Annotated in this window: 17 protein-coding genes and 1 pseudogene; 15 read left to right on the plus strand and 3 right to left on the minus strand. The window is 31.5% G+C overall.

The window, feature by feature from the left end; translation table 11 throughout:
- The first annotated feature begins 29 nt into the window (after positions 1 to 29).
- From ACKGJI_RS03860 to ACKGJI_RS03925, 14 genes and pseudogenes are all read left to right on the plus strand, one after another.
- Positions 30 to 4,838: a WD40/YVTN/BNR-like repeat-containing protein gene (locus ACKGJI_RS03860; RefSeq protein WP_458701250.1), complete on the plus strand. Its 4,809-nt coding sequence runs from the start codon at positions 30 to 32 to the stop codon at positions 4,836 to 4,838.
- Positions 4,839 to 5,076: 238 nt separating this feature from the next.
- Positions 5,077 to 5,625, plus strand: coding sequence for a cytochrome c3 family protein (locus tag ACKGJI_RS03865; protein ID WP_458701251.1), 549 nt, complete (start codon positions 5,077 to 5,079; stop codon positions 5,623 to 5,625).
- Positions 5,626 to 5,652: 27 nt separating this feature from the next.
- Positions 5,653 to 7,005 carry a multiheme c-type cytochrome gene (locus ACKGJI_RS03870; RefSeq protein ID WP_458701252.1) on the plus strand — a complete coding sequence of 451 codons (1,353 nt, stop codon included), beginning with the start codon at positions 5,653 to 5,655 and terminating at the stop codon, positions 7,003 to 7,005.
- Positions 7,006 to 7,086: 81 nt separating this feature from the next.
- A complete protein-coding gene (locus tag ACKGJI_RS03875; protein ID WP_458701253.1) occupies positions 7,087 to 7,977 on the plus strand; it encodes a peptidylprolyl isomerase in 891 nt (296 codons plus the stop codon).
- Positions 7,978 to 8,061: 84 nt separating this feature from the next.
- The gene (locus ACKGJI_RS03880; protein ID WP_458701254.1) at positions 8,062 to 8,718 is read left to right on the plus strand and encodes a Crp/Fnr family transcriptional regulator; all 657 of its coding nucleotides are present in this window, start codon (positions 8,062 to 8,064) and stop codon (positions 8,716 to 8,718) included.
- Positions 8,719 to 8,726: 8 nt separating this feature from the next.
- The gene (locus ACKGJI_RS03885) at positions 8,727 to 10,085 is read left to right on the plus strand and encodes a type IV pili methyl-accepting chemotaxis transducer N-terminal domain-containing protein (RefSeq protein WP_458701255.1); all 1,359 of its coding nucleotides are present in this window, start codon (positions 8,727 to 8,729) and stop codon (positions 10,083 to 10,085) included.
- Positions 10,086 to 10,215: 130 nt separating this feature from the next.
- Positions 10,216 to 12,767 (plus strand): annotated as a pseudogene (locus ACKGJI_RS03890) (molybdopterin-dependent oxidoreductase).
- 18 nt (positions 12,768 to 12,785) lie between these two features.
- Entirely contained in the window at positions 12,786 to 13,607 is an 822-nt protein-coding gene (gene napG / locus ACKGJI_RS03895) for a ferredoxin-type protein NapG (RefSeq protein ID WP_458701256.1), read from the plus strand.
- On the plus strand, positions 13,600 to 14,418 hold the full coding sequence (gene napH, locus ACKGJI_RS03900; RefSeq protein WP_458701258.1) for a quinol dehydrogenase ferredoxin subunit NapH: 819 nt from the start codon (positions 13,600 to 13,602) through the stop codon (positions 14,416 to 14,418). The genes napG and napH overlap by 8 nt, the downstream gene beginning before the upstream one ends.
- Positions 14,419 to 14,428: 10 nt before the next feature.
- Positions 14,429 to 14,953 (plus strand): nitrate reductase cytochrome c-type subunit, encoded by a 525-nt coding sequence (locus tag ACKGJI_RS03905; protein WP_458701259.1) that lies wholly within the window; start codon positions 14,429 to 14,431, stop codon positions 14,951 to 14,953.
- Between the two features lie 2 nt (positions 14,954 to 14,955).
- A complete protein-coding gene (locus tag ACKGJI_RS03910; RefSeq protein ID WP_458701260.1) occupies positions 14,956 to 15,444 on the plus strand; it encodes a 4Fe-4S binding protein in 489 nt (162 codons plus the stop codon).
- Between the two features lie 14 nt (positions 15,445 to 15,458).
- Positions 15,459 to 16,406 (plus strand): WD40 repeat domain-containing protein, encoded by a 948-nt coding sequence (locus ACKGJI_RS03915; protein ID WP_458701261.1) that lies wholly within the window; start codon positions 15,459 to 15,461, stop codon positions 16,404 to 16,406.
- On the plus strand, positions 16,403 to 16,753 hold the full coding sequence (locus ACKGJI_RS03920) for a chaperone NapD (protein WP_458701262.1): 351 nt from the start codon (positions 16,403 to 16,405) through the stop codon (positions 16,751 to 16,753). The genes ACKGJI_RS03915 and ACKGJI_RS03920 overlap by 4 nt, the downstream gene beginning before the upstream one ends.
- A gap of 17 nt (positions 16,754 to 16,770) precedes the next feature.
- Positions 16,771 to 17,307: a PAS domain-containing protein gene (locus tag ACKGJI_RS03925; RefSeq protein ID WP_458701263.1), complete on the plus strand. Its 537-nt coding sequence runs from the start codon at positions 16,771 to 16,773 to the stop codon at positions 17,305 to 17,307.
- 1 nt (position 17,308) lies between these two features.
- Here the strand turns inward: ACKGJI_RS03925 and ACKGJI_RS03930 are convergent, their stop codons facing one another.
- A complete protein-coding gene (locus ACKGJI_RS03930; RefSeq protein ID WP_458701264.1) occupies positions 17,309 to 18,619 on the minus strand; it encodes a DEAD/DEAH box helicase in 1,311 nt (436 codons plus the stop codon).
- Positions 18,620 to 18,681: 62 nt separating this feature from the next.
- Between ACKGJI_RS03930 and ACKGJI_RS03935 the strand changes: the two genes are divergently transcribed.
- On the plus strand, positions 18,682 to 19,509 hold the full coding sequence (locus ACKGJI_RS03935) for a phosphatidylserine decarboxylase (RefSeq protein ID WP_458701265.1): 828 nt from the start codon (positions 18,682 to 18,684) through the stop codon (positions 19,507 to 19,509).
- Between the two features lie 28 nt (positions 19,510 to 19,537).
- On the opposite strand, the gene ACKGJI_RS03940 is transcribed toward ACKGJI_RS03935, so the two are convergent.
- The gene (locus tag ACKGJI_RS03940) at positions 19,538 to 20,116 is read right to left on the minus strand and encodes a DJ-1/PfpI family protein (protein ID WP_458701266.1); all 579 of its coding nucleotides are present in this window, start codon (positions 20,114 to 20,116) and stop codon (positions 19,538 to 19,540) included.
- Between the two features lie 53 nt (positions 20,117 to 20,169).
- Positions 20,170 to 21,225 carry an SO_0444 family Cu/Zn efflux transporter gene (locus tag ACKGJI_RS03945; RefSeq protein ID WP_458701267.1) on the minus strand — a complete coding sequence of 352 codons (1,056 nt, stop codon included), beginning with the start codon at positions 21,223 to 21,225 and terminating at the stop codon, positions 20,170 to 20,172.
- Between the last annotated feature and the right edge of the window lie 6 nt (positions 21,226 to 21,231).

Below are 21,231 nucleotides of genomic sequence, written 5' to 3' on the forward strand. Positions count from 1 at the left end.
GAAAAAAATAGTTACTAAAGGGGGATGTTATGTTGAGGTTTTTTATTCTTTTGATTTTTACTGTTACGATACACGCTTCACAAAGTTTTTTACTTAAAGAGGGGTGGAATCTTTTGGGAAGTAATTATAATAATGTCTCTCCAAGGGATTATTTTTATGATGCAAAATTGATGTGGAAGTATGATAATAGTAAAAAAACATGGTCGATACTATCTCCAAATCATACTTTAGACAATGAAATAGAGCAGGAACTTTCTACGTTAAATATAGGTGTTTTTGATACTTTAAATGCAGGAGATGGTTTTTGGGTATATAATGATATAGATCAAACACTTAATGTTAATGGCAATATTCCTTTTGATAGTAATGTTACTTTAAGTTATGGTTGGAATCTTATCTCTTCTAAATCTTTTAAAGATATATCAACAAAAGACCTCATTAATACTTCTTGCATAGAAGCTATTTGGAGTTATCATGATGATCAATGGTATGCTTATTCAGCACAAGAAACCATAAATGAATCACTTCAAAAAGCCAATATCCCCATACTTGATACTATTTCAAAAGATATGGGTTTTTGGGTATTAACAGGAAAAGATTGTCAGCTTGATACTGATATTAAGCTTCTTCCTCTTAAAACAAAATTTGATTCAGTTTGTATAAATAAAAGTATACAAATTGAGCTTCAAGATTTGGTTGAATTTGATAGCTATGAGTGGAATACTTCAACAGGAGAACTCTCTAGTAATAAAAAACAAGCTAGTTATAAAGCGCCAAGTACTGTACCAGAACTTGGAACTGTAAAGATAAACCTTGATACTACATTAGGTACTAAACATTATCATGGAGCAAAAGAGCTTTTAATTATCAATCCACAAAATGAGCAAGGTTGGCATAAAACAATGGGACCTTTTGGTGGAAGAACAAATGATATCGCAGTAGATGCTAGTAATCATAGTGTCATGTATCTTGCTGGAAATGGAGGAAAGATTTTCAAATCTGTCGATGGTGGTAAAACATGGCAAATAATTTATGATTTTAAAATGGATGCACCAATACATAATATCGTTATGGGAGATTCCAATACACTTTATACATTTACTGATAAACTTCAAGTAAGTCATGATGGAGGATCAAGTTTTAGCGAATTTGAGGGTATAATTGATCCATCCATTCTTATAAAAGACAGCAGTTCAAGAGTTATTGTCGGGACTCATTTATCAAAAGTCTATGAGATACAAGACAACAACCTTTCAAACATAAAAGAATATAATCTAACTTCTCAAGGAAGAGTAAAAGCTATTGCTTCAAGTGGAGATATTCGTTATATCATAACAACACTAGATAGTGTATCTACGACAAAACTTTATAAAAGTATTGATAATGGGCAAACATTCACTGAAATTACAAATATACCAAATAATAAATCTAAAACGATTCCAAATAGTGTCTACATAGATCCTTCAAACCCTCAAAATGTTTATGTTGGTATGTTAGATAATGAAAATGAAGTTTTTACACAAAATGATGAAAAGTATCTTTTTAAAACAACTGATGGTGGTGCTACTTGGCAATCGCTCACCCTTCCATGGACAGATTCTTCAATAAATCTTGTAGGTATTCATCCACATAACCATAAAATGTATGTAACATCTGGAAGCTCTTTATTTAGTAGTAGTGATGATATAAATTGGGTTAATGAATCACCAATAAACAGACTTCTTGCAGATTCTCCAAAAGTTTGGATGGACACTAACTCAGATAGGATTGTTTTTACAGCTATTAGTGGAGTAGTGCAAGGCAGTGATCAAAATTGGACAAATTATATTGAAGGTATTGCTAATGTTGGGGTATCGCTTATTAGTGTTTCAGATAATAAAAATATTTATGCCTCTTCTCCAGGTGGAGAAGGGTTATTTAAAAGTGAAAACTATGGTTATTCTTGGCAAAGTATAACAGCAAATGGCATCACTCATCCTTGGATGGATGAGTTAGCAGTAAATCCTCATAATAAAGATGAAATTTGGGCAATAGCTGATGTTGGTATTGGATTTATAAGTCACAATAATGGAAACAGTTGGTCTGAAGAGATTAACTCTTATCATGGTTCATTTAGATATGGTTCTATTTATGCCATGGATATTGCTTTTGATGGTAGTATATATGCACTTAAAAATGGTTTTGGAGTCTTCAAATCAAATACCCCGTCTAATTGGTATGAGTATGATTGGACATTTTTAAATGATACTCAAGTGGATTACTCCTATACAATAAAGAGTGATAAAAATGATGCAAATACACTCTATGTAGGCTCTATTCCAAAACCATTTCAGCACAATGCTTTTATCACAAAAAGTACTGATGCTGGAGAGAGTTGGACAAAAATTTTAGACATTAATGGTTCAAAAGGTATATCTTCCATAGATATTGATCCAACAAACTCATCAATACTATATGCAGCAAGTGTTGGAGACAAAGGAGAGTTATATGTTTCTACAAATGCTGGTTCAAATTGGGATAAATTAAATGAAACTCTTAATTTTAGTAATTTTCATTTTGTAAGTACTAGCCCAGCAAATCCTGATGTAGCTTATGGTGCTGCTTGGGGTGGAGGAGTTTATAAAACACAAGATCATGGTGATTCATGGCAACAAATGCAAAATATTCCAACTTTTTCGGCTGAATCAATTTATGAAGATCCAAACAATCCTGATATCCTTTATCTCTCAGATAGAACAGCACCAATTATTTATAAAAGTAGTGATGGTGGAAAAAGATGGAGTGAATATTTTCATGCGCCTGAAAATTACTATCGTGTTTTAGCACTTACAGTCTCAAAAAGTGATAATGGTGTTATTTATACATCTATATTTGATAAAACTTCTCCTTTTAAAGGTGGGCTTTTTAGAGTTGAAAATGGTGTTGCTACACTTTTAGATACAGGATTTGATTTCAATGTATTACGTATAAAAACAGACAATAACAACCCAAATATACTTTATGCGATTACTCACTCTGAGGGAGTTTATAAATCAACAGACAAAGGTGTAACATGGAGTGAACTCTCTTTTAATACGCCAAAGATAGGTTTTAATAACATTGTAGTTGATACCAATAATTCAAATATTCTTTATCTTCTGGGTGGTTCTGATGTTTATTTTGATAATGGAATAAAACACAAAGGTATTGCAAATGATAAACTATTAACAGTATATAAATCCCAAGATGGTGGTGAAACTTGGACAAATATGAATGTTAACAGTATAATTGGAAATGTAAAAGGACTTGTAAGTATCAATTCAAATATTTTATATATAACAGGCGCAAAGGGTATGGCAATAAGTCGTGATGCAGGAATTAATTGGTCGCTTATAAAAGATGCACCTGCTACACAAAACTTTACATCTTTATCAATTTCATCAGATAAAACTGCTTTGTATGTTTCAAGTGCAACAGGAGGTATATTTAAAGCTACTTTGGATACAAACTATAACATTAGCTTATGGGATAGTAAGAGTAAAACTCAACTGCCAATTGATCATATCTTAGTAAAGGTTGATCCAAATAATTCAAATACGCTTTATGCAACAGCATATCCAGGTGGAAATTTTAAAAGTGAGGATGCAGGTCTTACTTGGTCTGAGAAAAACTTTGGTATGCCAAATTTCCAAGTAGAAGACCCTACAAAACAAGGGTATTATGCACTTGATATTGCACAAACAGATTCAAAAACTCTTTTTTTAGGGCTTTTTGGAAGAGGTGTTTATAAATCAACTGATGGTGGAGATACATGGCTTCCTTTAAATGGAGTGGATCGTATTCTTTCAAATGCAAAGATATTTGATATTAAAATAGATCCATCAAATGCTTTACATGTAGTGACTTCTTCTACAAAAGGAGTTTATGAGACAACTGATGGTGGGCTAAATTGGCATGAATTTAATACTGGTATTGAAAGAACACAAGTTAAACTTCTTAGATTTACTCAAAATGGTGAACTTTTTGCTGGTACTTTGGGTAATGAAATGTATAAATATGAAAAAAATGAAAACAGGTGGTATCAACTAAATGGCTTTGGGCAGTTTGGTAATTACTGGTCAATGTGGGATAGACCACTGTATCAATACACTACTATAGCATTTGACCCTACTGATGTTAATACTATGTTTATTGGTACTTTCCCATCAGGAATATATAAAACAACTGATAGAGGCTTTACTTGGAAAGAGAGCAATATTGGTTGGAGCAATGATGGAGTATTTTCATTTAAATTTCACCCTGATAACCCAAATATCCTTTATAGTGGAACATACAACGGAATTAATCGCTCTTTAGACAAGGGAGAACACTGGAGTATGTTAGATAACGGTTGGCCAAGTGAACAGTGGATATTTTCCATAGATTTTGATCATAATAACTCTGATATAATGTATGCGTGTTCTAAAAATGGACAAAATTTAGGTCGTGGAGTTGAAGAATTTCACGGTACAGTTATGAAAAGTACTGATGGAGGGGAACATTGGTTTGAAATTACAAATGGTCTAAATAAAGATCAAGAGTTTTATAAAATTATTACTGATAAATTTGATTCAAATATTTTATATCTTGCTACCCAGCATGAAGGAATTTTCATATCACTTGATGCAGGAGTAAGTTGGAAACCTTGGAACGAAGGGCTTGAAGGAGAAGTTGCAGGAACAAATGGAAACAATGTTACTGATGTACTAAAAATTTCACAAGATGGTTTACATCTTTTCTTTGGAACAGCCGCATCTGGTGTTTATAGAAGATTGACATATAAAGCATTAGAGCAGTTAGGATGTCAAATCATAGAGTAAATACTTAAATCTACATCACCAATCCTGAAAAATTAGTATTTTTCAGGATTGAGCATATAATAATCATTAGTAAAAATTATAATTCATTCTTAAAATATAAAAAAACATGACTTAAATCAATGAATTAAATTCCAAAAAGATATAAACTTTTGATAAAGTTAAAATAATTTTAGCTTTTGTCTTGGCAAGGAGGTTTGAGTGATATACGACTCTTCAATATACATAATAGGAGTTTTTTATGTCCTATAATATGGAAAAAAAATCAAAAAGTCCTATATGGTTTATCCTACTACTCTTGGTACTTGGAGGCACTTTAGGCATGTTGGTTTCATTTGGTGTGGCAGTTGGTGTTCATAAAACTTCTGATGATAAGTTTTGTACATCTTGTCACACAATGCAACCAATGGCTGATTCATACCTGATGGATACGCACGGAGGAAATAATTCTTTGGGCTTAAAAGTCAAGTGTGTAGAGTGCCATCTTCCACATGATAGCCTTGCAAATTATCTATTTGCTAAAGCTAAAACTGGTCTTCATGATTTTAAAGTTCAAAATTTTGGGGATTTAAAATCAATTGACTGGGAAGCGAAGAGAAAACATGCAAAACATTTTGTCTATGACTCTGGATGTATGAGTTGCCATACAAATCTTCGAGATGCTACTATGTCTGATCCAAAGGCATTTATAGCTCATAAGGAGTATTTTGAAAAGAGAACAGACAAAAAATGTGTTGAGTGTCATAAAAATGTAGGTCACCATATACTTGGTGATTATCTTAAGAAATAGATTCAATCTATAACAGGGAGTTATAAAATGCTTAAGAGATTATTAATTGCTCTTGCAGTAGTTGCGTCGGGCGCAATAGCTGCAAGCGTAGGAGACGTTAGTGCTGTTAAAACTTTAAAAGTTGAAAGAGGGCTAACTGACGCGGGAAAAAGTTGTGTAGAGTGTCACGCAAAAGAGACACCAGGTCACGTAAATGATTGGAAAGAGAGTCGCCATGGTCATGTTGGTGTAAGCTGTATTGATTGTCATAGTGTTAAAAAAGACAATCCAATGGCTGCGCAAAATTGTCCAGGTGTAAAAGGAACAGATATTTATGTTTCAGTTTTAGTAAGTCCTAAAACATGTGAGAGATGTCATCCAAATGAGGTTCAAGAATTCCAACACAGTGGACATGCACGTGGTGCATTGCAAGTTCGCTCAAAAGCAGGTATGCAAGCGCTAATGCATAAATTCGAAGGAAGAAATCATCCAGATTTAAAAGATTCTCCAGAAGCAACTGGTTGTATGCAATGTCATGGATCTATTATAGAACTTGATAAAGATAAAAGACCAACTGCTGAGACTTGGCCAAACTATGGTATTGGAAATGTATATCCAGATGGTGGTGTAGGTAACTGTAAATCTTGTCACTCAGGACATAAATTTTCTATTGAAGAAGCTAGAAAACCTGCAGCTTGTGCTAGTTGTCACTTAGGACCAGATCATCCAGATATCGAGATTTATAACAACTCTATGCATGGACATATTTTCAATGCTGAAGGAAGTACTTGGAAATACGATAGTGCGCCAGATGCTTGGGAACCAGGTGATTATAGAGCTCCAACTTGTGCTACATGTCACATGAGTGGAATAGGAAATCTTAAAACTACTCACAATGTTAGTAGAAGACTAAAGTGGAATATTTGGGCACCAATTTCTAAAACAAGAGATGGTGGATATGAAACTGCAGCTACTGAATTTATGAAGTCTGGAAAAATTACTAAAGGTAATCCATTAGCTGGACATCCTAAAGGAAGTAAAGCAGGTCGTGCTGAGATGGAACAAGTTTGTAAAGCTTGCCATACAACACTTCATACTAAGAATTTCTTTAAAATGGCAGATAAGCATGTTGAACTATACAATACTTATGCAACAGATGCTAAGAAAATGATAGATGAACTTGCTAAAAAAGGTCTTATGAAAAAAGACAAATGGGCTGATGAAGCATTTAGAATTTATTATCATATTTGGCATCATCAAGGAAGACGTATGCGTCAAGGTGCATTAATGGCTGGACCTGATTATGCTCACTGGCATGGTGTGTTTGAACTTCAACAAGATATTAGAAAACTGGAATCAGTTTATAATAGTAGAATGAAAACAGGAAAAATAGAGGAGTAGTTTCTTCAATCTTCCAAGCCAAAGACACAAACTAGAAGGAGGGGAGAAATCCCCTTCTTCTAAATTTTATTAAGGAATAACATGAAAAGATTTTTATTTGTATCGATATTTTTAGTTATAAGTGCAGTATTTAGCTATGCTTCAGATGTTTTAGCTGTTGTTAATGGAGAAAATATTACAACTGAAGTTGCTCCTAAAGATTTTAAGACATTAGATAAAAAAACTCAAAAACTAATTGTTAAAAGATTAATTGAAAAAAGATTAGCTAGTGATTATGCTCTAAAAAGTGATGTGGTTAAAACAGATGAGTTTAAAAAAGTTTTAAAACATGTTTTTCAGATGAGTGAAAAATCAAATAAGTCAAGTGATGCTTTAGCAAATTTATTAAAAAAAGATGCAAGTATAGAGGGTTATACTAAAGAGCAGTTACATAGTAAAAAAGGTCTTTTGGCATTTGATTTCATACTAAATCAAAAAGCTGAAGAGTTTGCTAAAAATGAAAAAGAGATTAAAAAATATTATCAAAACAACAAGTATAAATATTATACTCCAGCGATGATTGAACTTTTGAGTATTGTAGTAAATGATAAAAAAACCGCAGATAAAATATATAATCAATTAAAAAACTCAAAAAATAGTATAAAAGATTTTGAAGAATTGGCAAAAAAATACTCATTGGCTCCTTCTAAGGATGATGGAGGCTATTTTGGTAAGTTGCCTGTTGCCTCTTTAAATGATATTATAAAGCCTTTTTTAAAAGATTTAAAAAGAGGAGATTTTACAAAACCAATAAAAACAGAATTTGGATATCAAATTTTTTATGTACTAAATCAAATACCAGAATTTAAAAGTACATACTCTACAGTAAAATCACAAGTTACAGATGATTATGTAAGGCAAGAAGTTAAAAATTGGGCCATGGATAAAATCAAAGAGTTAAAAAATAGCGCAAAAATTGAAGTAAAAATCTAAAATTAAATCCTTCTACATGTAAGAGTTTAATTCTTACATGTAGATATTATGTTACAATAGCATAAAAAAATTAGGGATTTCATTTTGCTAGATATAAGCTTTTTAAAAACAATTCCATTTTTTTCTACATTAGATACTAAAACTCTAATTGCTTTAACAAAAATTGCTAAATTAAAAAAATTTGCTTCTGGTGATATACTATTTTATGAAAAAGATCAGCAAAATGAAATTTTTTACCTATATAGAGGCTCAATAAAATTTTATAAAGTAGATAGATTTGATAATGAGATATTTTTATATAAAATTTTATCAGATTCAATAGTTTTTGATATATCAAAGTTTTGCGATCATCATATACTAAGTTGTTATTCTAACGCAGAATTTTTAGAAGATAGTGAAGTAATAATCTTTGATAATGAAGAGTTTAAAAACTTAATACAAGAAGATCAGTTATTTATGAATGCAGTTTTACAAGAATCTTTTAGGATGATTCAACAACTTCAATGTATTATAAGTAGAGACGTAGTTTTTGATGGAACTGCAAAAGTTGCTCATATGTTAGTAAACGACCTTAAAAATTTTAATTCTCTAAAAAAACATGAAATTGCTTATATGTTTCATATTCAGCCTGAAACACTCTCTAGAATATTAAAAAAACTGACAAGAAATGGAATTATTGAAATAGAAAAAAATAGTGTAAAAATTTTAAATATTGAAGAGTTAAAAGAAATTTATGATTAGGATTTGTTATGTTTAAACCAAAAGGGATAAATAAAAAATTACATTTAGCAGGAAGTGCATTGTCTTTTATCATTATATTTGTTATTTCTTTAACAGTGTATATGAATGAAAAAAGTAAAAAAGATTCACTGATTATTAATATAGCAGGTAAACAAAGAATGCTTACTCAAAAAATGAGTAAAGAGCTTTTTTATATAAAATATAATGAAATAACAGATTTTAGAGAATTAAACAGTGCTATGGATTTATTTGAAAATAATTTAAATGATTTAATAAATGGAAACAGCGCAAAAGGTATCTATCCTCCTCAAAATAGCCTCATTAAATCTAAACTAGATGAAGTTCATTCTATCTGGGTACCATTTAAAAAAGAAATTTTAAATGTAAAGAGTTTAATGAAAAAAGTTAAACCAGATATAGAAAGTCTAGTTACTCATATAAATTCATTATTAAAAGAGTCTGATAAGATTGTAAAAGTTATGGTAAAACATAAGATGGAGGGAGTTTTTATAGATTTATCTGGTAGACAAAGAATGCTTTCTCAAAGAATGGGATTGTTTTTAGAGAGATATTTAAGAACAGATAATGAAGAAGATTATTTGCAATTTTTAAAAGCGAAAAATTTATATAATGAAACTATAGAATCATTTCTCTCTAATGAAAAGGTAAAAGCAATACCTCAGGTAAGTACAATTGTAAATGAAACATATAATTATTGGCAAAAGCATATATTGTTTATCAAAAATATATTAAAAATTGAAAATGAAATTAATGATTCAATTGCCTATGTTTATGAAAAAAATGTAAAACTATTAAATACTATGGATGAAGCTGTTTGGTTATATACAAATTATAGTGAAGAAAAGAATGATTTATTTATTAAATTTCAGTATATGTCACTTATCGTAGCACTTATTATAATTATTTTTGCGTACATTTTATCTAGAGAAATTGTTGAACATATTAATGATTTTGTAAATAAAACAAAAGCATTGCAAGCTGAAGATTTAAATAGTCTAAACCATAAAAATTTAAAAGTAGATGAAGAGAGTGAAAATGAACTTATTGAAGCATCTAGTTACATCTCTAGCTTTGTAAAAAAAGTAAATGTAGCTATGAGGCATTCTGATGATGCAATTAAGCAAGCAGAATCTGCAATTGCAGAATTACAAAATTTAACAGAAAACGTTGAAGTTGTTTTAAATGATTTAAATATTGATGATAATGAAAAAAATAAATTTGATAAAAAAGTTAATGCTACTGAAGATATTGCAATTGAATCAGCAGAAAATCTTATACATGTAAGAAAAATGCTTGAAAAACTTCAAAATAGCCTAAATGATATGGTAAAACAATCTAACTCATAAATTAAGACTAAAAGACTCTTTTAGTCTTAATTTAAACTTTCAAAAAAAAATTAATACTTGACTTAGGTCATAGAATTCACATTGGACATAGTGATACAATTTGGAGTAACTCAAATCAGGAGGTATCTATATGTCGCTTTCAAGAAGAGACTTTCTTAAGACAACAGCAGCCGCGAGTGCAGCTGCGTGCGTGGGAATAACAGTACCACAAGAAGTCCAAGCAGCAGCTAAGCAAGCTGAAGCTGGTTGGAGATGGGATAAGGCCGCATGTCGTTTTTGTGGTACCGGTTGTGGTATCATGCTTGCGACTAAAAATGGCAAAATAGTTGCAGTAAAAGGTGACCCTGCAGCCCCAGTTAATAGGGGATTGAACTGTATTAAAGGTTATTTTAATGCTAAAATTATGTATGGAGCTGATAGATTAAAGCAACCACTTTTACGCGTTAATGATAAAGGTGAGTTTGACAAAAAAGGTATGTTTAAACCAGTTAGCTGGAAAAGAGCTTTTGATGAGATGGAAAAACATATCAAAATAGCTTTAAAGAAAAGTGGACCAGAAGGTGTTGGAGTATTTGCTTCTGGACAGTATACTGTTATGGAAGGTTATGCTGCTCAAAAGATGATGAAGGGTGGATTTCGTTCAAACGCAATCGATCCAAATGCAAGACACTGTATGGCTAGTGCGGTTGTAGGTTTTTATCAAACATTTGGTATAGATGAGCCAAGTGGATGTTATGATGATATCGAGTTAACTGATACAATTGTAACTTGGGGAGCAAATATGGCTGAAATGCACCCAATTTTATGGTCTCGTGTTAGTGATAGAAAACTTACAAATCCAGATCGTGTAAAAGTTGTTAATATTTCAACTTATAGACATAGATGTTCTGACCTTGCAGATATTGAAATTATTTTTTCTCCAAGTACTGACCTAGCACTTTGGAATTATCTTGCAAGAGAAATTGTTTATAATTATCCTGAAGCAATCGATTGGGATTTTGTAAAAGAGCATATTGTATTTGCTTCTCAGCCTGTAAATATAGGTTATGGAATGAGAAGAGCTGGTGAAAAATCACTTCTTCCTGTTAGAGCAGATGGTAGTGCTGGTAAGTACTCAGCTCTTGAAATGGAAACAATTAAGCATGAAATGAGCAAAGTTGTATCAGAAAAAGAAGGTCCTGCACTAGAGCCATTTGGATATAAAGCAGGTGATACAATGAAAATGAAGCCTGCTGGACTTAAACACTGGGAAATCTCTTTTGAGGAGTATAAAAAATTCCTAGAGCCATATACTTTGGATTATGTAGCAAAAATTGCTAAAGGTGATCCAAACGAGCCAATTGAAGATTTCAAGAAAAAATTGAAAATGTTTGGAAAATTCCAAATGGAACTCTAAACCCAGTTGGAAATCAGCACATCATGAAAATCCATAGAGATATAGAAGATGGTGTTATAAAATTTGCATGGGTAAATGTTTGTAACCCTTACCAAGATAGTGCTAGCGCAAAACACTGGATAAAAGCAGCAAGAGAAATGGATAACTTTATAGTATGTTCAGATGGATATCCTGGAATTTCTGCAAAAGTGGCTGACCTTATTTTACCAAGTGCAATGATTTATGAAAAATGGGGAGCTTATGGTAATGCTGAGCGTCGTACACAGCACTGGAGACAACAAGTTCTTCCAGTAGGTGAAGCTATGAGTGATACTTGGCAATGGGTTGAGCTTTCAAAAAGATTTACAGTTAAAGATCTTTGGGGTGAGTATACACTAAGAAATGGTAAAAAACTTCCAAATGTAATAAATCAAGCTAAGAAGATGGGATATAGTGAAGATACTACAATGTTTGATATCCTTTTTGCAAACGATAGAGCAAAATCTTACAAGATAGATTTAGAATCATTCCCTCAAAAAGGTTTTGATAATACTGAATGTCTTGGTGATAGCAGAAATGTTGTTGGAAGTGATGGAAAAGTATTTAAAGGTTATGGCTTTATGATCCATGAGTATCTATTTGAAGAGTATGCTTCATTTGGACGTGGACATGCACATGACTTGGCTCCATTTAAAACTTACCATAAAGTAAGAGGTCTTAAGTGGCCAGTAGTTGATGGTAAAGAAACTCAATGGAGATTTAACACTAAGTACGATCCATATGCTAAAAAAGCTAATCCAAATAGTGATTTTGCATTTTACGGACCATTGGCTAAAGCTTTAGCTCAAGGTGACTTGACTGGTATAAGAGATAAAACTAAAAAATCATTAAAAAATAAAGCTAAAATATTTGCTAGACCATATATGGATCCTCCAGAAATGCCAGATAGCAAATATGATACATGGTTATGTACAGGACGTGTTTTAGAGCATTGGCACAGTGGAACTATGACAATGAGAGTACCTGAGCTTTATCGTGCTGTACCTGAAGCACTTTGTTATATGAATCCTAAAGATGCAAAAGCTAAAGGGTTTAAACAAGGTCAACTTATTTGGGTAGAATCACGTCGTGGTAGAGTAAAAGCGAGAGTTGAGACAAGAGGAAGAAATAGAACTCCACAAGGTTTAGTATTTGTTCCATGGTTTGATGAGAAAGTTCTTATCAATAAAGTATGTTTAGATGCAACTTGTCCTATGTCAAAACAGACAGACTATAAAAAGTGTGCTGTTAAACTTTATAAAGCATAATAAAAGAAAGGGATTGTTTTGAGCAATCTTAAATCAAATAAACCAGTCATTACTGAGAGAAGAAAATTTATCTCTTTAATGGCTCAAAGTATTGGATTGTCGGCATTAGGTGGAATGATTTGGACTGGCTACATAGAGGAAGCAAAAGCAGCGCCGCTGATTTTGCGTCCTCCTGGTGCAAAGAATGAGCCTGATTTTTTAAGAATGTGTATAAAGTGTGGTCAGTGTGCGATTGCATGTCCATACGATACACTGCACATTGCAAAACCTGGGGACTCTAAGCCACTTGGTACGCCATTTTTTATTCCAAGGGAGGTACCGTGTTATATGTGTACTGATATACCTTGTGTTCCTGTATGTCCTACTGGAGCTTTAGATATCGATAGTGTATCAAATGTTGTAGAAGGCAAAAAAGTTTTAGACGTTAATAAATCTAAAATGGGATTAGCTGTGGTAGATGAAAGTTCTTGTATAGCCTTTTGGGGTATACAGTGTGATGCGTGTTATAGAGCATGTCCATTATTGGATAAGGCAATAAATCTTGAGTATAAAAGAAACTCAAGGACGGGTAAGCACGCATATTTGATACCAAAAGTTGATAGTGAGTTTTGTACAGGATGTGGTTTATGTGAGCACGCTTGTGTAACGAAAAAACCGGCTATTTTTGTATTACCAAAAGAGATTGCACAAGGTGAACTTGGTGATCACTACATAAAAGGCTGGGATAAAAAAGATGAAAATCGTTTAAAAAATGTTAGTGAAAATGTAACAACCAAAGATAAAAGAAGTGAACTTGCTCCACAAGATTATTTAAATAGTGGAGGGTTGTTAGATGATTAGATTTTTAAAAAAACATAGATTTTTATTGTTACGAAGAGTTTCACAATTGTCATTGTTAATTTTATATTTTAGTGCTAATGCATATGGACTTAAGGTTTTAAGTGGAAATCTAAGTTCATCATTGTTATTCAATACGGTTCCTTTAGCAGATCCATTTGCTGTACTGCAAATGTTTGCGGCTGGAGCAGTTTTGAGTATGGATGTAATTATTGGTGCTTTAATCATACTTGTTTTTTATATGACAATTGGAGGACGTGCTTTTTGTGCCTGGGTATGCCCAATCAATATGGTAACAGATTTGGCAAATTGGTTAAGAAGAGTTTTATTGTTAGATAAGACTGAGAAAAAAGTTTGGCTTGGAAGAGGTACAAGGTATTGGATTTTAGGTCTAACTTTAATATTATCAGCAATAACTGGACTTGCTGCATTTGAGCTAGTATCTCCAATTTCTATGCTACATCGTGGTATAGTCTTTGGAATGGGTATGGGCTTTGCAGCTGTTTTGTCAATCTTTTTATTTGATTTATTTGCTGTAAAAAATGGTTGGTGTGGTCATATATGTCCACTTGGTGCATTTTACTCTACTACATCAAAATTTAGTATGATTAGAGTGAAACACAATCAACCAAATTGTACACTTTGCATGAAATGTAAAGATGTATGTCCTGAAAAGCAAATTCTCTCTTTGATTGGAAAAAGAAGTGGAGATGTGGTTTCAGGAGAATGTACCACTTGTGGAAGATGCGTTGAAGTCTGTGACGATGATGCATTGTCATTTGGTATAAGAAATTATATAAATAAAAATGGATAGGAGACAGATAATGTTTAGTAAGAAGACACTAATCGCTGCTGCTGCATTAACAGCTGTAATTGCGACTGGATGTGCTGTTTCAAATACTGTAAGTGAAGAATCTTTGGGACTTAGAAAGACTGATCTTTATAGTGAAGATAAAGTTGTTCCTGATGCAACATCTTATAATAAAGCAGCTCCTGGTGAAGCACAAGTTTATGAAAGAGCATTTGAAAATGCACCACCAATGATACCTCATGATGTTGAAGGAATGTTGCCAATAACTAAGGACAACAATGCATGCTTGGGATGTCATACTCCTGCTGTTGCGCCTTCAGTTGGAGCTACGCCAGTGCCTAAATCTCATCTTTTTGATATGAGAAGTCAAACTGTATTAGCAACAGTTTCCAATGCAAGATTTAATTGTTCTCAGTGCCATGCACCTCAATCAAATATTAAGCCATTGGTTAAAAATGAATTTCAACCAGAGTTTCGTTCAAAAGATGGTATGAAGCGCTCTAATTTACTTGATAACTTAAATGAAGGTGTTGAGTAAAAATGTCAGCTAACGCTAAAAGGGAAGCTTTTGCTTCCCTTTCCAAAAGATTTAAAAAGAAAGAATCAAATAAAATAACACGACCACCATATAATGATGATATAACTCTTTTTGACAAATACTGTCCAACTTGTGAAGATACACCTTGTGTTAGTATTTGCCAAGAAGATATAATCAAAATATATGAAGATAAAACAGTATATATTGATTTTAAAGAGGGTGGATGTACCTTTTGTGAAGAATGTGCTAAAGCATGTCCAAATGGAGTTTTAAATTTAGAAAACTCTGAGAGTATAGAAGCAAAATTTAGCATTAATGTAAATTCTTGTTTAGCTTGGCAAAACGTTGTTTGTAGTAGTTGTAGGGATGTTTGCTATGATGATGCTATTGAATTTTTTGGACTTTTTAGACCTATTATTAACTTAGAAAAATGTACTTCATGTGGATTTTGCTATAATGTTTGTCCACCTTATTCCATAATGATTGATTAAAAGGAGAAGATAAGATGAAATTGATAATTGGATTTGTATTGGTTATAAGTTCTTTATTCTCTCAAGTTATTTCACCAGTTGCTACTATTGAGTCTGGTGGATATGTTGCAGATATTGTTTTAAAAAACGATGACATTATAGTTGGAACAAGTGCTGGAACTGTTGAAGTATATGACTATGCTTCAAGAAAATTAAAATCCAAATTTGAATTCGAAAAAATTAAAGATTTTATGGGTGATGAGATTTCTCCAAAAGTATTTTCAGTTGATTATTTAAATGGGGCATATCTAGCTGTTGTTCAATCATCAAATGGCGCTAGAAGATTGTTTAAAATTGAAAATGGTAAAAAAAATGAACTTATTAGTGATAAAGAAGGGCTTTTTATTTCAAAAGCAAAATTTATAGATAAAAATAGAGTTATTTATGCTCTTTTGGGAAATGATATAGTTCTTTTTGATATTGCTAAGAAAAAAGAAATATATCATCTACATGTAAATTATTCTCATTTTTCTGATTTTAAATTGAATGAAGATAAAAGCTTACTTGCAAGTAGCTGTGAATCTGGTGAAATTTCTATCATTAATGTTGAAAAAGGTACTATTTATAAAGTTTTAAAAGGCGCTAATGTTGATAATGTTTATAAGGTTGATTTCAAAAATGATAAGGTATTAGCTGCAGGTCAAGATAGAAGAGGTATAGTGTATGATGTTGACATGGGAAGCTATGATAGATTTGATGCAGATTTTTTAATTTACGCAGGAGCATTAAGCCCAAAGGCTAAAAAAGCTGCTTTTGCATTTACTGAGGATAATGATATAGTTATATTTGATCTGTTTAGAAAAAAAAGAGTTTTTACACTTAGAGGACAAAAAAGTACTTTAAATACTATTGTTTTTAAAAATGAGAAAGAATTGATAAGTGGAAGTGACGATAAATTTATAATGATATGGAGATTACCGTGAATATTTCAAGTATAGTAGTACAAGCAAGAAATGAATATGTTGAAGAGTTAGTTGAAAAATTAAAAGAGGCTGATTTTTGTGATTATCATTTTCATGATGCTTCAATAGGGAAGATAATTGTTACAGTTGAGGGTGAAGGCATTGAAGAGGAGATGAAAAAAGTAAAAGAGATTGAATCATTACCTCATGTTGTAAGTGCTGAAATGATGATGTCTTATAGTGAAGATGAACTAGACCAAGAAAGAGATAAGCTAGTAAAAACTGATTCTGTGCCAGATATATTAAAAGATGACAATGTTAGGGTTGAAGATATTGTTTATCATGGTGATTTGAAAAAGAAATTATAAAGTGTGAGGATAAAATGATGGATTGTTCTTATAAATATTTTGAAGAAACAGATGTCCCTGAAGGTGAATTGATAATTTCAAGAACTGATTTAAATGGCAATATTACATATGCTAATGATATTTTTGCAAATATATCAGGATACAAAGCAGAAGAACTAGTTGGAAAACCTCATTCAATTGTAAGGCATCCAGATATGCCAAGTTCAATTTTTAAAGATTTATGGTCTACCATCAGAAGTGGGAAGATGTGGAAAGGTTATGTTAAAAATCTTAGGAAAGACGGAGGCTATTACTGGGTATATGCCGAGATTTCTGGGGTTTATAAAGATGATGAATTGATAGAGTTTAAATCAATTAGAAGCCCAATTAGTGACGATGAAAAAAAGATTTATCAAGATAGATATGATACTTTGAGAAAAAATGAAGAAAATAGATGTAGATTGGTTAGTAATATCTCTGTAGAAAATGTAGAAAAACTAAAAAAACTCGCAAAAGAAGAGGGTATAAGTGAAGATAAAATTTTAGATTTTGTTTTAAATAATAACTTATTATAGGCTACAATTTCCATAGCCTATAATTTCTTTTTTTAATTTTGATGTGTTCAGTGATTTTAGCAGAAAAATCTTTTTTGATAGATATGTAAGAATATGTTGGATTTATTGTAATCTTGCCAATCATGTCTAAAGAAAGTTTTTTTTCATTGATAAAAGAGCCTAAAATATCAGCCTTTCTTAATTTTTGTTTTTTCCCACCACTTATACAAAATGTTACAAATTTTGATGCATATGGCTTTTGTGCATTTTTTATAAAATTAAAATTTTCATCAATGTTATCAAAGTATTCTTCATCTTCACTTTTTACAAAAGAAATCGCAACTCCTTTTTTATCCATCCTAGCACTTCGTCCAACTCTGTGAGTGTAAACTTCTTTTGTTCTTGGTAAATCATAGTTTATTATCAAATCAACATCATCAATATCAAGGCCACGAGAGGCAATATCAGTTGCAATTAAAAAGTTTATACTTTGGTGAATAAATTCAATAAGAGTTTCATCTCTTTGAAATTGCTCTAAATCACTATGAATGCTAAGTGCATCAAACCCAAGTGAGATTAAGTAATCTTCTATTTCTTGGCATTTTAGTTTAGTGTTGCAAAAAATGATTGCTTTTGTAGGTTTAAAGTGTAAAATTGTTCTAAGTAGATTCTCATTGTCAAATGGTATAAATATTTCTTTTATATTTGGCTTTTCATCTTCTAGTTTAATTACTTCTCTATCTTGTTGAATCGATTTACTTAGGTTTAAAATTTCTTCACTAAAAGTTGCTGAAAACAAAAGAGTTTGCTTCTTTCTTGGTGTGAAATTTAGTATTTTTTCAATATCTTCTAAAAAACCCATATCTAACATTCTATCTGCTTCATCAAGTACAATAGTTTTTATTTTTTCAAGATTTAAATTGGATTCTTTTAGATGAGCTAGTATTCTTCCTGGTGTTGCTATGATGATATTTGCTCCGTGTCTTAAAGAGTTAGCTTGAACTCTCATAGGAGAGCCACCTGTTAGTGTAAGGATTTTAATATTTGGTTTAAATTTAGCCAGTTTTTTAAGTTCATTTGCGATTTGATTAGCAAGTTCTCTAGTAGGAGCAATTATCAGTGAAGAGATTTCTTTTTTTGAATCTAAATCAATCAATAATGGAATACCAAAAGAAAATGTTTTCCCACTTCCTGTTTTGGCTAAAGCTAGTAAATCTTTTTTTTGAAGTATGATAGGTATCGCCTCTTTTTGGATTGTTGTAGGGTTTTTAAATCCTAAATTTTTAAGATTTTCAATCATAGCTTTATTGTTTATTAATTGTTCAAAAGTCACTCTAATTTTCCTTTACATGTAAAGATGATATTATATCAACTATATTATAAAGAAAGGGATATATGGGTAGTAATTTTAAAAGTTCTTGTGCTTCAAGAATATTTGGGAAATTTGCATCTACAAAATTTCCAAGTTTTATGCAATTTACAATCAACAAAGCATATGTAAAGCTAATGAAAGTTGATATGAGTGATTTTTTGGATATAAAGAGTTATAAAAGTTTAAATGAATTATTTACAAGAAAACTACAAGTAAAAAGAAAAATATCTAATAATGAAGATGAATTTATCTCTCCTTGTGATGCTTATATAAGCGAATGTGGTGATATAAAAGAACAAAAGGCTCTGCAAATAAAAGGGCACTCTTATAGGGTTAGAGAGTTGCTTAGTAATTTTATCTCAAAAGCTACAAAAGATAGGTTGATTGATGGTAAATATATAAATTTTTATCTATCTCCAAAAGATTATCATAGATATCATGTACCAATTGATATGCAGATAAAAAAGGCCATTCATATACCTGGTAAATTATTTCCTGTAAACCTAAAATGGTTAAAAAAAGTACCTGAGCTGTTCATAGAAAATGAAAGAGTAGTTTTAGAGTGCTATACAAAAGATAAGAAGCTATTTTTTATGGTATTTGTAGGTGCATTAAATGTTGGAAAGATGAAATTTGTTTTTGATGATACTATCAATACAAATGCGAAATTGGGCAATGAAAAGCTCTACATGTACGATAATTTATGGATGAAAAAAGGCGAAGAATTAGGCAACTTTGAAATGGGCTCAACCATTGTAATGCTTTTTGAAAAAGATAGTGTTGAGCTTACATGTAAAAGAAATACTACAATAAGATTTACAGATTTGATTGCGAAGATAAAGGGGGAATAAATCTATCCCCCCTCACATTTTTTTCTTTTTATAACTCTATTTTAGTTCCAAGAAGTTTTAAAAACTGTGAAATCCAAGCAGGATGAGCTGGCCAAGCAGGAGCAGTTACTAAATTACCTTCGCTAAATGCATCAGTTACTTCAATAGCTTTATACTCTCCACCAGCTTTTGTTACTTCAGGTGCACATGCAGGGTATGCTGAACAACTTCTGTTTGTTAAAACATCAGCAGCACTTAAAAGTTGAGCACCATGACAAATAGCCGCTATTGGTTTATTTGCATTTGCAAAGTGTCTTACAACATCCAATACTTTTTCATTTAATCTCAGATACTCAGGAGCTCTTCCTCCAGGTATTACTAAAGCATCAAACTCTGATGGATTAATTTCATCAAAGCTTCCATTTAAAGTAAAATTATGACCAGGCTTCTCTGTGTAAGTTTGGTCTCCTTCAAAATCATGCACAGCAGTTTTTATGCTATCACCTGCTTTTTTATCTGGACAGATTGCAACTACTTCATGTCCAACTGCAGCTAATGCTTGAAATGGAACCATGATTTCGTAATCTTCTACAAAATCACCTACTATAAACAATATTTTCTTGCTCATAATTTCTCCTTTAAAATTTTTTGTATTATATTATACATTAAAATTATAACTATTTAGTTACAACAAGAAGATTTTTTCTTTTTAGGTATGATGTATTTGTAAAATAGTAAAAACATTATAATAGTAGAAGTTGCCTCAAGAAGATTTGCACTTTCATTTTTTTCTACAATTTTTTTAACGCTATTAATTGTATCAGCAAATATTGTATCCATGATGTAAGCAAATATCATTGTTCCTAAAATAACTGATATTAGATATATAAACATAGATTTTGAGCCTAAAATTTTTTTGACAACAGAAATAGTAACCATATTAGTTGCAGGTCCAGCTGTTAAAAATACAAAAGCAGCTCCAGGAGAAAATCCTGTTAAAATAAGAGTAATTCCTATCGGTATTGAGGTAATTGCACAAACATAAAGAGGTATTGAAATAACTAAAACAAAAATATAGCTCAACAAGATGTTATCACTTATAAAAGATGTCATATCAGCTGGTATGATTGAGCTAATTAATGCTCCAAGTGTTATACCTATCAAAAGTGGTTTTGCAATATCAGAAAATAACTGATTAAATGAATAATCAAATACTCTTGTTATAAAAGGAGATTTATTTTTTACATGTAAAGATATGATTGGTTTAGAATCTTTTGATTGAAATGTATTCCATTTTGTATTGGGGCTATTTTCTTTTTTATCTTCTTTTACAAAAATCATGGATAAAAAACCAGCCAATATAGATATAAATACTGAAGTAATAAGTCTATATATCGTAAAAAACCAACCAAACGCACCATAAGTTGCCATGATTGAATCTACACCAGTTATTGGAGTTGAGATTAAAAATGTTTGTAGTGCGCTTTTGCTAGCACCACTTTTTTTCAAAGAAGTAGCAAATGGTATAACACTGCATGAACAAAGAGGAAGTGGAGTACCTAGTGCTGCAGCTTTGAAGATTGAGCTTATATTGTTTGAACCCATATGTTTTTGTATGAAATTATCAGGAATTATTTGTTTGATTATACCTGCTATTAGGACACCAAAAATAATATAAAAAGAAATCAGAGAAGAGAAATGCCAAAAATTATAAATAAACATTTCAAAAAATTCCAAGCTAAG

Source organism: Sulfurospirillum sp. 1307 (genome assembly GCF_054408545.1).